Origin of the sequence: Lacticaseibacillus camelliae DSM 22697 = JCM 13995, assembly GCF_001311195.1 — a bacterium.
GTDB lineage: Bacteria > Bacillota > Bacilli > Lactobacillales > Lactobacillaceae > Lacticaseibacillus > Lacticaseibacillus camelliae.
In genome coordinates this window covers 1-14,747 of the sequence record NZ_BBAJ01000057.1, presented here as the reverse complement: position 1 = coordinate 14,747, position 14,747 = coordinate 1, and the positions used below count along the sequence as shown (strand labels likewise).

The following is a 14,747-nucleotide window of genomic DNA, read 5'->3' as shown; positions in this document are numbered from 1 at the left end:
TGATGTTGCGAATCAAGTCGGAGATCTTAGAGGCTCGACGGCGGAAGTAGGTCAAAGTTGAGGCATTGAAAGGAATCTTGGCCTCGTAACGTGTTCTTCCCATGAAGTACTGAAACGCTGGCGTGTCGCGAATGGCCTCCACCAGCTTCGCGTCTGATAAATGTGTCCGCTGTTTGATCAGCTCGGCACCGTACAACTCGCGAAATGGTTTTGCAGCACGTCCGGCACTCTTATTAAAGACAGATTGGTATGCTTCATCCAGCTTCTGCCATGGAATGAGCGAGGCTAACTTCACCCACTCGTTATCAGCTGAGTGATGTGCCCAGGCCGCAATCAAACGATTCGAAAGATAGTTGAACGTCAGTATGCCGATAAACCATGGATAAATCCTCCGTTACGAGATGACAAGTGCAAGGGAAACTGCCAAAAACAGGAAATTCCTCTGCATTCATTATACGACAGTAACGGAACGGTTCCCATGAAAACCAGGCACTTACAAATATTCAGTATCCACTACACTATCATAGAACTCCCCATCTAAAGCGAATGCAATGCCACCCTTTCGTACACGAACTGGCGCATGAGTTTTTTTGCGTGTCGATAGTTCTGGAAATATGGAATATCTTGTTTGAACAGATTTACTAAATCAGATTTAGTCTTGAAAATTGATTGTTCTGCTTGACTAAGCTCACCCCATATCTCAGTTACGACATCGTGCACAATTCGATTGAATGCATCCGAATTCAATGAGGTAAATTCAATAAATGCATCAAAGCGGTAAAACATTGCATCACCGAGCGTCTGTCTAATTTGCTCAATGTTTTCAAAGTTTGCTGTACAAATAATAATCAGATTCTCCGTCTCGACGTGATAATTTCTGTCCTCAAAAACACCCTCATCAAACAATTGATAGAATGCATTGTAAAATCCTGAGCTTACTTTATCAAATTCATCAAGCAAAATTACGTTGGATTCCCGATTCGCAAGGTCCCGCGCAAAACTACGTTGACTATGTTCGGCGCCAAATAAATAATCTGCTGCCGATTGATTCTGGAACATTGATAACTGTTGCCGCGACAACGTGCCACTCAGTATTTCACCCAACAGATTCGCTGCTTCGGTTTTTCCAACTCCAGAGGCCCATAAAACATCAGAACAAGCGGTATATGGTGATTGCTACGATGCTGATATTCAGTTAGTACAGTGAATAAAGTCTGCAATGCATTCCTTTGTGAATATATATTCTCGGGAAATTTTTCATAGAATTCCTTGATGTCATCTTTAGAGATTTCCAAAGATTTGTTTTTCAATACCTCTGTTTTATCTGGATAAGATGCCATTAGTTGATGGACGACGACTCTCGGTGGATTCTGAAGAACAATGTTTTCTGCAAATTCCACTGCCAATCGTAAACTCTCTGATAAAGTTTCAATTCCTGACTGAGTTATTGCCGCAAAAGACTCAGAAGTTCCATAGAGAGTCTTACCCGATAGCTTTTGTCTAAACTTATCTTCATCTGCGGCCTCGATTACGTTGTGATTAGTCTGATCATAGAACGTAACATATGTCTCTAGTGCTATCAGATCAGGCATAGTTATTTGTTTGTCAAAGAAACTCCTCGGGCCAATTACTAATTTAATTTTTCTCATTTACAATTCCCGTTAAGATAATATCAAACATCGGTAACCCGGCTTCAACCATGTCGGATAATCTATCAATCTTCTTCTCAATCTTTGAATCTGTCTCAAGATTATGAGTTAGTGACGTCACCGGCTCAGTCGCTGTTGGTTCTTGAAATGATTTTGAAAAATTAAGTGTACTAAGCAATTTATTCCCTGACTTCACCCCATACGACACAAGCCGCATGCTTGTTAGGTCAGAAATTCCGTAATTATGTTGGAACGCGGCATTATTGAATCTGAAGATAGCACTATATTTCAATTCATTAGGCTTGCGCCCCACCAATTCGTAATATCCCTTTCCAAGTTTAAGAGCGTCATAAATCTTATTGGCCTCTATCTGGACCCCACCATCTATATCAAGCTTTCCATTCGTCATCATCAAATACGGGGAAATCGATTGAATGTATTCAATTGATCCTTTATAAAGAGATAGACTGTAATCTTCGAGTTTAACAATTTCATCAGATGGTTTGGCTGCAGACTCAAGAAAATCTGAAAGCACCGCACTTGTTACCGAAGATTTAACCAGTTTGTCCGCGGCTACTTTACCACTCAAATTGACTTCACCATCAATTTCTATTCCTGGAATTACGGAAAGCCATTTCCCCAGCTTTGACTTAACCTTTACATCGGCCGATGTGGAACCCTCAACTGTTTTTTTCAGTCTGCGAAGATGTCGACCGCTGTCCGTGGTTGGAAATAGTCAGGTAATCAATTGCGGAAGACTCATCAAAATATACTACTTTCATAAAGGCCCTCTCCCGATTCTTTGAAAAATTTATATGTGCTGTACCTTACTTATCCAAGAATCACGCGTTGTATAAAGTCTCATCAAATGAACTAATTGTAAGAATCATTCCCGGATTCAGATCAGTAAAGACTGCTGAATAGTGTGTGTCATGCACCTCGGAATAAAATTTATACATCTGGTCAGACTCCATTCCTTCAAACTTTGCATCTTTTGGAAGATAATCCATCACAATATCTTTAATGTGTTCAGCATCGACGTTTTGATTCATTGGTAGCTTCTTCACCTCATAATCGACGCTCTGTATAATCGACTGTATCACAGTATACCCAATGTTAAACTGCGGGCTATCAACTACATAGCGCCCTGTATCATTTACATCAACGTAGGACTCCATATCATCCGTTTTATCAATTAACGAGCCTATCACGTTGAAATCATCCGGATACTGATACTTATGCAACATCAATAGCAGCGTAGCCGCTAGATCTTCCGAAATTTCAATAGCTAGTAACGCCTCCAATTTTGCAGGAGGAATGCTTCGTGTACGTCCTCCATGCGCCGCGGCTGCAGAATTTCTAAGATCAGCGATACTTTGCACTAAATCACAGGTAGTCGTTGCGATTTTTTTCGGTTTGTTCGAAGTTTGGTAACTGAGCAGCAAACAAACGGAGCGTTTCACGCACCGCCGCGTACATGCCAATTGTATAATTGCCAGTAACTTGAACATGCCCCTTATCTTCCTCAATTTCTTTATTTGTGACGGCATGGTAGACGTACGCGCACGTAGACTCAACCAGCGTCTTTGCCATCGCAACAGCATCACCGTAGTTGCCCTCATTATACTTTGTGGTCATCTCAATAAACTTTTCTTGAATGCCACCAACCAGAAATACATCTGCTCTGGTTCTGAAATCCTGAAGATTCATCACGTTTGTCCCTCCTATGCACCCCATTACTCATTCAGGAACGTGCTTTTCTCTAAAAATCTCCAGCAATGGCACTGGCTCAAATTTGTGCGGTGTAATTTTTTTTCAGGACCTCTCAATTCAGTTGAACTATGAGCAGAAGTAATTTCAAAAATAAAGCTATGTAAATTGTCCTTCGTAATCTTCCCAGAAAATTGCCTAAATTCCTCGACGAATGCTCTGTAATTCGATAAGTAATTGTTATCTAACATCAATTGATCATACCGTACTTTAGACAATTCCTTCTCTTCACCCTGGATTATTCATAGAATTTCAAAAAAGCAGCGCAATCCCACGATTCACACGGGACTGCGCTGCTTTGGTGTTTCACCCATTGGGTGCGCCTATATGCTAAGGTTGAGTCGATAAAAACCATCACGAAAGCGAGGCTTCACACCATCTCAACTTTAACCAGCTTATCCCTGCAATGCAATACCAATGTGACTGTGACCGCCGACGGCGGTCAACTTTCAAATGACGCCGGGCTCGTTTTGTTCCAAGAGTTTCTTCATCGTATCAACTTTAGGCAACTTGCCAATCAGTGCCTCAAGTTACCAGACCAACGACGATTCTGGAAGGCCTCGATGATCGACATCTTCTTGGAAAAATTGTTGCTCGACGTTGCTGGGTATTTACATGACAGTAGTGCCAATGACTGGCAACGTGATCCCGTACTGGCGGCCACCTTGGGTAGCTCTCGGCTAGTCTCACAGCCCTCACTTTCACGGTTTTTCAAGCGCCTTGAAGACGCCGACCTAGATGACTTTCGGAAGCTTATCTGGCAAGTAGCCGCCTTGGCTTTCCGTCTTAGTGGTCAATCCCGCTTCGTGCTGGATATAGACTCAACGCATTGTGATACTTTCGGTAATCAAGAACGGTCCGCCTTCAACGCTCACTATATGGCCTATGGATATCACCCTCAGGTTGTATTTGATCAAGAGTCCGGGTTGCTCTTAGACGCCTTGATGCGCCCTGGCAATGAGTACACCGGCAAGGAAGCTGATAAGTTCGTCGAGACAACTTTTTCGCGCCTATCGGCGCTCCCTCAAAGCACCAGCGTCATCATTCGAGGCGATTCGGGGTTTGCTGCGCCAAAATTCTACGAGATGTGCGACACACATGGCGTCGACTTTTTGGTTCGACTCAAGGCAAATTCAAAGCTTGGGAAGCTGGCAGAAACGGCCTTAGTGGATTGCCCTCCAAAATATGAAGAGAGCAAATGCGTCTACCACGAATTCAAGTATCAGGCCGCGTCATGGGGTAAAGCTCGCCGTGTTATCGTATGTTCTACTCATACGGCAGATGAGCTAGTTCCCTGGAACCACGCATTCGTAGTGACCAGCCTGGCCTCCGAGGCTCCAGAGACTTTGTTCAAGACCTATAGACAGCGGGGCAATGCTGAGAACCAAATTAAGGAGCTGAAATGCGGGTTTGGCTTTGACAAAACAGACAGCTCAACTTTTGCACGGAACACTGCACGAGCCTTGATCACCGGTATTGCCTATAACCTGGTTCAGCTCTTTAAACAGCTCTTTGTCTCGGAAGACCGTCGTTCAACCATCTCCTCGCTACGGTTCAGTCTCTTTCACATCGCCGGTAGGATTACTTGGCACGCCCGTCGTGTGGTGATTCATCTTGCTTCTAACTATGTTTACAAGAACTGGTTTAGTCGGCTCATGGACGAAGTCCATCAGTTGGCGACCTGAACTGAATAACTGAATAGGTCGTGCGTCGAGCCGAAAACTGGGTCGGTCTGTTCGTGGTGCATCGATCACCAACTTCTCCGCTCAGTCAGTATTCGCAACGCTCCAAACGTTGCTTTCAGACCGGCCAGATGCGATTTCATGTCCCAAATACCGAGGTGAATAATCCAGGTTCACTATTAATGAATTCATGTAATGACGTAGCAATCTTTACAGCTTGTTGCGGATCATCATCCAATAATTTTTCTAGATTAGGTTTAAAACCTAAAATATACTTAACCCTTTCTTGGAGTTCAGCTAAGGTAATATTTCCATTTGGTTGAATTGTTTCCATTATTTATATCTCCCCATCACAATATCTTTAACCTCCTGAAGATAATCATCGGTACATTCAGGCACAAGTAACTGTCCATCAATCGCATCGATCATAACCTTTTCTTTATCCTTCAGCTTTTTGTAGACAGTATTATCAATGAACCCCATATGAGCAACATCACCCTTAGTCATCAAATAATAATACCTAGTGTACTGATGTGCTGGCAGTCCCAGACGATTAATTCGATCTCGCGACTGCAACATAAAAGTCAGGTTAAAGTTATATTCAAAGTAAACCGCATCATGTACCGTTTGGTGCAGCGAAATGGATTCACCTAACGTATTAGGATTAGAAACCAATACTTGAGCATCACCAGTGCGGAAGTTATTAATCATTTTTTTCACGGTCTTGCTTTGGTGTAGCTCCATAAATCAAGGTAGTCTTGATACCCATTCCATTGAGAGTATCAGTCATCTTTTGCATGGTTCCGACAAACATCCCCCAGACAAGGACTTTCTTACCCTGACTAACTAACTTATCAATTAAGTCAATCCCCATCTCAAACTTAGGCGATTTAATCCTTGCTAAATCATACTTCTTGTAAACCTCACCGCTGCTAACATTCTTTTTTTTCAATCTCCGCTGATTGCTTGTCCCAAATACCAGAATCTCCATCAATTAACCCTAATTCCTTGTAATTGATATTGCTGGCTAACAGAGCTGGATTAGTCGATGCCTGAAGTAGCCTAATAAAGGTAGCCAACGTCCCATTTTCGGTTTCGTAAATCGCTTGCGACAACATCTGCTGATCCGGAGATGGATCTACCACCTTAATGATATCTGGATCTGGCTTAGGCACATGCAGATCTTCCTTATTTGTTCGCCAGAAAAATGGCGATAACTTCTTATTCACATCTTCTGGGTCAATATTGTTCAAAGTCGTTAAATCCCAAGCAAAGAATGATGAATATTCATCGGGATACATCAAATGTAAGAAATTATAAATATCTCTAAAACCATTTGGAATTGGTGTCCCCGTTAAAACATAACGGTAATGTGGTGCCTGGCTTAAATTGAGGGCCGCCTTGGCACGTTGACCCCCGACGCCCTTTACCCGGTGGACTTCATCAAAAACTAACATGGTTTTTGAATCCAGTAAGTCATTAATAATGTTCAGCTTACTTTGTAAAGATTCATAGTTGATGGTAATTACATCAGCTTCAACCCAATCATGCTTAATAGCGCCGACATTATTGTTATATTTCTTATCCCGCATGTTGAGATAATGCAGCTGACGCTTCGGACCAAATACAGCTTCAAATTCCGTCCGCCAAGCAGCAAAAGCATTTAATGGTGAAACTACTAACAGTTTATTAACTTCATCTATTCTCGGACTAGAAAGATAAGCAAAAGTACCATACATCATCGCAGTTTTACCAGCACCGGGCACTGAAAAATTAGCCGCTCGTTTCATGATAGTCATGAAGAAGCTAGCTTTTTCTTGCTCTGGCTTAAGCGGACGCGTAATTTCTTGACTAACGACCGCTTTGAAGTTATCAAACTCATGTTGCCAGCGAGGATCACCATCTTTAATAGTTAAACCAGCCTGACTTTGTTCCTTAATATAATACTGACTCTGTTGAACAAAATGATTAAACTTGTTGCTAGTCTGAACCTCAGGTAACCCTTTACGTTGCAGACGCCTATTAAGTTTCTTAACTAATTCAAGCAGTTGAACGTAAGTTAAATCTTCCTTAAAGGTTCGCTGTCTCGGATCTTCAAAGTACGGCCTAAAAATAGCTAAGCCATGCTGAGCTGTCTTTGACTCCAGTGTATGGTTACTATCATCTAGTAGTTGGAAGAAACCGTCATTATTCTTAATAATGATTGGACTATCTGATTTCGTCTCCATACTTACTGAACAACTCCTTACTTAGTTGATTCAAGTCACGCATGTATTTTTGCAACTCTTTTAACTGGTCTTCACTCACTTCGTTATAACGAAGGCTCCCAATGAGGCCACCATCTTCGTTTAAGTCATGATAATATTTCACATTTTGCTTAATGTTACGAATGAATTTATCGACGGACTCACTGTTCCGTGCGTTCCGCATATAAGTATCAAAAGTATCTCCTAGGGTTTCAACCGTATCATTTTCATCAGTTAAACTTTGCATTAAATCAGAAGTGGTATGAATTTCATCATCTTGCAGGGAATCAGACAGATCATCCACTATATCTGCTACATCGTCATTAAAATCCTCATTATCAACACTATTTACTACGTTTTTACTATACTCGCGAATATGGTTACGTGCAGTGTTGCCGCTAACACCTACATGGATTTGATAAAGAATCACACCAAAATAGGAGTTCATGGTTTCATTTTTGCGAACTTGTGATTCTGGATCATCACCAAAGTTCTTAGATAGGGATTTACCCATTTCATAGAAAAGGGTCCAAACTTTACTTTCCTTGATAATATTGAAGTTGTTTTCAGGTGCTCCAATGAATTCCAAAAACTTCTTCATATAGACTGCACCGTCATAATATTTTTTTTACTTCTGTTGGGCGCATATGAGAATCGGCTGCGTAATCAGCCTGGGTCATAATTGGATCATCACCACTGGTAGTTTGATAAATATCAACCGCTAGATCAACCGGGTCATAATTTTGCCGTTCCTCAACCCCCATCTGAATAGCCAATTCAAGCTTTTTAATTTTGACACGTTCAGTAGTGTTGTTATATGAGAATGGCAAAACGACTGCTTCAAAATAAACTGTCTTACCAGTTGATTGATGAATATCACGTAAGGCCGTAAAGCGACGATTACCATCAACGATCCGGCCATCATCAAGTACGTAGCCATAAACCTGCTGGCCAGATTCCTGAATTGATTTTTCTGTTCGTTTCAATGCTGATGAATTATCCTGCTCAATTAACTTAGCAATAAAATTGTTATATTGTGGGTCTCCATGGTCATTTGCTGGGTGCAGCTCATCATGATACTGAGAAATGCCTGTTGCGATCCGACCATTCTTATCATTGTAATAAAGGTATTCCAACGGAATTTTATAGACATCCAACGTCTCGGAACTAACACCATCCACCTTAATTGGTAGCTTAGGCTTAGCTCCTGTCTTCTCTAAATTTCCTTCTTTAGCTAATTCAATTAGCGACAGCATCCTAATTCAACTCCCCGTTTTCCAACTTATTAATCAAGTCATGCACCTCTTGTTCACTAGTAGCCATTCGATAATAAACTCCTGCTTCCTGCAAATGATCAAAGTACTTTTGCTGAATAATTCGAATCTCTTCATCACCCAACCGCATGTTTTCAGCTTTAGTTTCAATCACTAAATAAATTGGCTTATTACCATGTTCAATCTTAAAGATAAAGTCGGGTGTAGTCGTTCCATTATCAAAACGCGGAATCTTAATAGCCTTTTTTTTGGTAATTTCCCAAAGACGCTAATCTTCGGACCATACGACCGTTGCAAAATTTTTAATTCTGGATCAGCACTGTCATAACGCAGCGGTGGTCGATCATACAAGTACTTTTCATCAGAAGTTGAATTTGATTGGTATACGCCAAGTACGCTAGCAGGAACTGAATCTACAAATTCTTGCTTCTTGGCATTGTAAATCGAGGTGGAAGCCAAAAACTTCAAAGGTTCATAGCTATATGACGTCTTGATTCGTTCGTTAAACTGATTGTTAAAGGTTCGAATTAAGTTACCCAATGTTTTTTTCATTAATGTAATTAGTATTGTTTCTTAATCTCTTAATTGCCTTAATCATCAGGTTGTTCAGCAAGTTTACTGATAAATCTGTTTGTTGGGCAAGAATCTTAAGAAATTTACCATATTTCATGGTCAAATATTCAGTATTATAATCCGCCTGCGTTTCTCGAACAGACGCTGAACTACTATCAGTCACCACTTCTTGATGGACCATCTGTGGCCGTTGCAAGACGAAAATCTTATTATCACTATCATTGAAGACATCACGAGCCACAGTTTCTGCATCCTGATTAACCGATGGATCAAACTTGATCATTTGCCGCTTAGCCAATTGCAGCCACAAATTCTTCAATTGCTGCCAATTTTGCTTGCGTAACTTAACAGTTGTGCTGTCTTTTGAATTTTTATCTCGAACCTTATCCTTAGCAACTTTAGTTTCTTGGACTAATTCTGGATAAAGATAACACAACGCATCATAGCCGGTCATCGTTTGACCATCTAATTCAACGTTTTCTTTAAATTCGTTAGAACGAGTAATCACATTATGATCATCCAAATCATCAAGCAACTGATCCTCATCAAATTTAGGGTCGGTTTTTTTGTTTGGCTTTAACAATCAGCTTGATCATGTCATCAGTTAATTCTTCTTGGTTCAGTTTTATCGGTGAATCATCATTAATTTCACCTACTAACTTTTGAGCAAAATCTCGTTCATCATAACCTATTAAGAAAGATAGACGACTCTGCCACTCATCCTGATTCAAACGGTGACCAGTTTCATCAACCGGAAGCCGTAAACCACGACCAACTTCCTGAATCTTACTAATTTCTGAGCCAGAAGTACGCAACTTGGCAATCGTGAAAACATTAGGATTATCCCAACCTTCACGCAGCGTCCACTTTGAAAAAAGAAAACGACGAGTTAACCAATTACCATCTTTATCCTTAAAGCTGAGCAGTTTTTCCTTATTACTAAGAATATCCTCAACTTCAGCTTGAATATCAGCATCTGAACTGCCGCGATCTTCACTAAAGTAGCCAGCATATACGTCCTGATGTTTTGATTGCAAACTCCTTAAAGTAGCTTGTAAAAATGAACAATAATCTTTTTCTCGATTATCAATTGCCATCTCATACCGGCCAATCAGTCTCTTTAATTTTTCAGTTAAAAGTCGTTCAAATTCTTTGGCAAGCCAGCCTTTACTGCTATTTTCTCCTCGAAAGCTTGAAATACTATCAATGAAAAACAAGGACAAGGTTTTGATTTTAGGCGCATTATCCTCAGAGTTAGGACGTAGGAAATTTTCCTCTTCGGCTTTAAAGTGGCAGTCCAGTGCTTGCGAAATAATCTCTTTCTGGTAACTTTGCGCGAAAGTGCCCGGGATTAATTTCATGTCTTTAGCCAACGCTAATCCATTAGATAACTCATGATCCGTGCCACCGGCATAAGTAATATCCCCTTGAAAGCCTGGATCGACATCTGCAAGGTTTTCACCAACACCAAGGGAATATTCTTTTTTCCCTTGGGAAAGGATCAATTCTTTAGCTTTAACCTGTTTAACCTTGTACAAGTTGCTTGCTTGCTCTTCTGGCATATCTGGGTAATCGATATCGATTCCCTTAACTAAACCTTGATTAAAGCTATCAACGGCATCCAAGTTGAACTGGGGTTCACCACCGTAATAATCAATCTTAGTAACCTTGTTTTTGCCACGCCCACTTGTCGTTTCCGGGAAAGTGGCCCCAAATCGAACAATTAATTGGGGCTTCATTGCTTTAATATCTTCATAAAACTTTTTACCCCGTGGGAATCGCTGCGGCTCGTCAATAATGACTACAGGTCTAGTTGCCGCAATGGCCTTAATTGGTGAAGTTTCGCCACCAAGCAAAGTCTGATCATAATCATCACAGTGCATGGACTTAGAATGAAGCATCCCTTGATTAACCAGCAGTACCTCAATTTGATTAGTATTCTGTCTAGTTGCCTCCACAAATTCAGATAACTGTGCCGGGAAGTTACGACGGCCTGAACGTGTACTAAAATCACCTGCGTTAATGACGTTTAATTGTACCCGAGTATTTTCATAGAATTCACTAAAATGCTGTTTAGCATAATCACTGGTAATGAAACTACGAGTACCCTCTTTAATACTTGGGCTAGGCACTGCAATGACAAACTTAAAGAGACCATACTTTTGATGTAATTCATACATCATCCGGGTATAAACATAGGTCTTTCCCGTACCTGTTTCCATCTTGATGTCAATATTAGCTTTATCGTTGTAGCGGTACTTAATCAGCGGATTGGCATAGATGTAGTTTGCATTGGGATCATTACTCATCGTATCCATTCCGGGAAAAGATTTATCAATGGCAGCCAGAGCGTCAGTTTGATGCTGTAAAGTTTCTAGTTTAATCTTCATGGCTTAGTACCTCTTGATCAAAGTGACTTTACTATCTAACTGCTTCAGACCATTTTCTAGTTCGCGAAGTTCGGCGACGTTAAAGGAATAGCCAAACAGAACCACACTCTGTACTTCTAACTGGTGAGTACCCAGTTGATTTAACAGCTCTCTGGTCTGGTCAGCTCCCCAGTCTTCATTAATCAGGTAGAGACGATTATTTTCAACTTGATGAGCTGTGTAATTGCCAAAATTAATTTCTTCAACGTTGGTATCGAAAGAATACCCATCCTTAGCCAGCCAGGTAGTAAGAATGGTGTCTTCACCAGCCGTATCTCCAGCTACTTCTAAACTCTGGCTAGAGAAACCGTCAACCATATTAGTAAATAAATTGGTATTGTTTGGATCAAAGTCTTCAATGTTTTCCAACGTCTGTTTAATCGGTTTGACAACTCGATAATGCTTGAAGCTACCATCAAAGTTCTCAGGTAAGGTCAATTCATTATCTTCACGAATTTTCTTAGCTGCACGACGAATACGTTCCCGGGAAATTTCGTCGATAGACTTAAACCCAGCGTCGTAGGCAGCCTTACCACCTTTAGTTGGCACCTCTGTCCCATCACTATTAACTGTATAAGTCTTTTCTGGTAGCTGCGCCATGATGAATTGACGATTACCACCATCTTCAGCATTTAATTGCATGACGGCATCGGCAGTTGTAGCAGAACCGGCAAAGAAATCGAGCACTACCATATCCTTATCAATCTGATGCAAACTCAATAAATAAGTTAATAACTCAAGTGGTTTCGGATTCTTAAATACTCCCTTTTTGTCAAACATATTGTTAAGATATTGTGTTGACTTTCTAGTTTGCATTTTTAAAACTGATCTACCAACTTCTAACTTATCTTGAGTAAGATACGTCTTTTTAGACGCCAATTTTTTTATTATCGAGTGGGAATTCGATAAGATTCTGTTTTTTCCAACGATCCCATGTCTCAATATTACAGCTCCATCCTCGCGACGGTACTTTTAGTGGCTCACCTGTTAAAGGATTAATTCTTATATCTTTAGGCCCCCTCCCCTGAGGATCGTCGATAGGTCCTATTCTGTAAACTCCCCCATCGTCAAAATATTTATAATTGCTGATATTATCTTTCTTTAAGTCGTTCTTTTCGTAAAATTCTTTCAGAATTCTTTCAGCAACTTCCTTCGTTTTACCAGAAACCATATCATTTATTTTTTTATTTAACGGATGTATATATCCCCAATCATCTACTTTCCTTGCATCAACCTCGCTTTTGCAATAAACAAGGACATATTCATGTGAGGTTGCAACTAATAATGGATCATTTTTTGGTGTCCCATCTATTATCATCTGAGCTATGAAATTAGTTTCACCAAATATTTCATCCATTATGCCCCTTAATTGTTCAACTTCATTGTCATCAATTGAAACAAACATCACGCCTTCAGCAGTTAGTAGCCTTTTTGCCAAAGCTAACCTTGGATACATAAATGTCAGCCATGCAGAATGACTAGACTTTCCCTGAATGCTCTTTAAATGTTCAACCTGATCCTCATCAATTCCAAACATTTCTTTTAACTTATCATCAGAGTATTCAAATTTATCCGGATAAGCAAAATCATCTTTACCAGTGTTATATGGAGGATCAATATAGATCACATCAACCTTATTTGTATATGCAGACTGTAAATGTCTTAGAACTTCAAGATTATCTCCCGTAAAAAAAAGGTTTTTGCTATTTTTCCCTTCTCCCATATTCTGTTTTTTTATCAGGAACAATGACGGTTGTCGACATTTCACCTGCTTGTCTACGAGCATAGCCTTTGCCAATAAAGTCCAGTTGGTACCCTTCACTCAGTTCATTAATATTTTTATCTTTTAGCTGACTCATAAATTTATTAAGATCAAAAGATCCATTATTGGTAAAAAAATTCAGGCAGCTTGTCTTTAAGTTCATTTAAGAAAGCCGTGTTCGGCTGCACAGTTTCATTGTATTTTTCATTATCTGTTTGCATGAAATTTCTCCTACTCTTCGTTAATTGGTACAGTTTCGCAAATGTCATTAAGGTTGCAATCCAAGCCAGTGCATATCTTCATCAAAAGATCCGTAGTAACATTAGCATCTTTTCCTAACTTAGCAACGGAAGCAGCACTAAGCATAAGCGCCTAGCCGGCCGCAGTATTGAGAAGCGTCCTAAGACTGTCGAACGCCGCAAGCAGTTCGGACATTGGGAGATGGATACCGTTGTCGGGAAACGCAATGGCCGTGAGAGCGTCATCCTGAGCCTGATTGAGCGGAAGACTCGTTGCCAACTTCTCCGACTGATCGACGGCCGAGACTCGGACTCTGTGGAGTTTGCGTTACGAGAAATCAAGCTTGAGTGAGGTGACTGTCTGCGCACGATTACCGCAGACAATGGCCCGGAGTTCTCGACTCTGGATAAGGCCTTTGAGGACACAGATACAGACATCTTCTACGCGCATTCATACACCTCATGCGATCACGGCTCCAACAAGGCCCACAATCGCATGATTAGACGTGACTACCCAAAAGGCGAGTCGCTGGATGATGTTAGTCCCAGCCAGGTGCTGGCTACCCAAGACCGTCTTAACGGGCTTCCCCGGAGAAAGCTAGACTACCGTATCCCCCAGGAGTGTTTTGAGACCGAAGTGCGCCGGACTCGGCGTTCAGCACAACACGTAAGCTAAACAATGAACCACTCATAAGATAACAGGCTGTTCTTGGGAGTGTCTCAACACCCCGGCTAACTTGTTCTTGCAATTTGGGAATTCTTTTTTCCCCGCTTCGTTCATCAGTAAGCTCCTCTATTATGGTGCTATTTTGACGATAGACATCGTCGGTCGTGTAGTCCCTTGTCCAAGTATATCCATTATAAATTAGGAATTCAATGAACTGCCCAACATAGACTGCACAAAAATAGACTGCCTCCAGATAGACACATGTATCGCTTTTTTTTCGTAGATTTGAGTTAAACAAAAAAAATCCCCGCCAACTCAGCCCTCAATCGGCCCAAACTTGGCGGGGATTTTGGCGGGGAACGTCACAACTCCCCCGCCAATCATATCCTTTGCATCTCCCGAAAACGCCGTTAAATCAACATTCCGGGTTCAATTTACATGTACCTTTTATTCCCA

Annotated in this window: 8 protein-coding genes and 6 pseudogenes; 2 read left to right on the top strand and 12 right to left on the bottom strand. The window is 41.0% G+C overall.

All coding sequences use genetic code 11. The features are described from left to right. The 6 genes and pseudogenes from JCM13995_RS09935 to JCM13995_RS14960 all read right to left on the bottom strand — a co-directional run. Positions 1-380: pseudogene (locus tag JCM13995_RS09935) on the bottom strand (transposase); the annotation flags it as partial. 157 nt (positions 381-537) lie between these two features. Continuing rightward, the gene (locus JCM13995_RS16200) at positions 538-1,104 is read right to left on the bottom strand and encodes an AAA family ATPase (protein WP_263849646.1); all 567 of its coding nucleotides are present in this window, start codon (positions 1,102-1,104) and stop codon (positions 538-540) included. Then, positions 1,089-1,649: a hypothetical protein gene (locus JCM13995_RS16195; protein ID WP_225350841.1), complete on the bottom strand. Its 561-nt coding sequence runs from the start codon at positions 1,647-1,649 to the stop codon at positions 1,089-1,091. Before JCM13995_RS16195 ends, JCM13995_RS16200 begins: the two co-directional genes overlap by 16 nt. After that, positions 1,636-2,271: a DUF6414 family protein gene (locus JCM13995_RS09925; protein WP_439645213.1), complete on the bottom strand. Its 636-nt coding sequence runs from the start codon at positions 2,269-2,271 to the stop codon at positions 1,636-1,638. The genes JCM13995_RS16195 and JCM13995_RS09925 overlap by 14 nt, the downstream gene beginning before the upstream one ends. Before the next feature lie 220 nt (positions 2,272-2,491). Then, positions 2,492-3,112: an abortive infection family protein gene (locus JCM13995_RS14605; RefSeq protein WP_162230944.1), complete on the bottom strand. Its 621-nt coding sequence runs from the start codon at positions 3,110-3,112 to the stop codon at positions 2,492-2,494. After that, entirely contained in the window at positions 3,036-3,362 is a 327-nt protein-coding gene (locus tag JCM13995_RS14960; protein WP_162230943.1) for a hypothetical protein, read from the bottom strand. The genes JCM13995_RS14605 and JCM13995_RS14960 overlap by 77 nt, the downstream gene beginning before the upstream one ends. 374 nt (positions 3,363-3,736) lie before the next feature. Between JCM13995_RS14960 and JCM13995_RS09910 the strand changes: the two genes are divergently transcribed. After that, positions 3,737-5,104, top strand: coding sequence for an IS1380 family transposase (locus JCM13995_RS09910; RefSeq protein ID WP_054665182.1), 1,368 nt, complete (start codon positions 3,737-3,739; stop codon positions 5,102-5,104). 136 nt (positions 5,105-5,240) lie between these two features. Here JCM13995_RS09910 and JCM13995_RS09905 read toward each other — a convergent pair whose 3' ends face one another. The 6 genes and pseudogenes from JCM13995_RS09905 to JCM13995_RS13955 form a co-directional block, all read right to left on the bottom strand. Continuing rightward, a complete protein-coding gene (locus JCM13995_RS09905; RefSeq protein ID WP_054665179.1) occupies positions 5,241-5,435 on the bottom strand; it encodes a hypothetical protein in 195 nt (64 codons plus the stop codon). Then, positions 5,435-7,329 (bottom strand): annotated as a pseudogene (locus JCM13995_RS09900) (DEAD/DEAH box helicase). Before JCM13995_RS09900 ends, JCM13995_RS09905 begins: the two are co-directional and overlap by 1 nt. After that, positions 7,310-8,603: pseudogene (locus JCM13995_RS17780) on the bottom strand (hypothetical protein). The pseudogenes JCM13995_RS09900 and JCM13995_RS17780 overlap by 20 nt, the downstream one beginning before the upstream one ends. A 1-nt stretch (position 8,604) precedes the next feature. Then, positions 8,605-11,584, bottom strand: a pseudogene (locus tag JCM13995_RS09890) (type III restriction-modification system endonuclease). 3 nt (positions 11,585-11,587) lie between these two features. Continuing rightward, positions 11,588-13,606 (bottom strand): annotated as a pseudogene (locus tag JCM13995_RS16180) (site-specific DNA-methyltransferase). A gap of 10 nt (positions 13,607-13,616) precedes the next feature. Beyond that, on the bottom strand, positions 13,617-13,751 hold the full coding sequence (locus JCM13995_RS13955; RefSeq protein WP_225350838.1) for a helix-turn-helix domain-containing protein: 135 nt from the start codon (positions 13,749-13,751) through the stop codon (positions 13,617-13,619). On the opposite strand from JCM13995_RS13955, the pseudogene JCM13995_RS18110 reads away from it, so the two are divergent. Then, positions 13,740-14,300 (top strand): annotated as a pseudogene (locus JCM13995_RS18110) (IS30 family transposase); the annotation flags it as partial. The gene JCM13995_RS13955 and the pseudogene JCM13995_RS18110 sit on opposite strands and share 12 nt — an antisense overlap. Positions 14,301-14,747 lie beyond the last annotated feature (447 nt).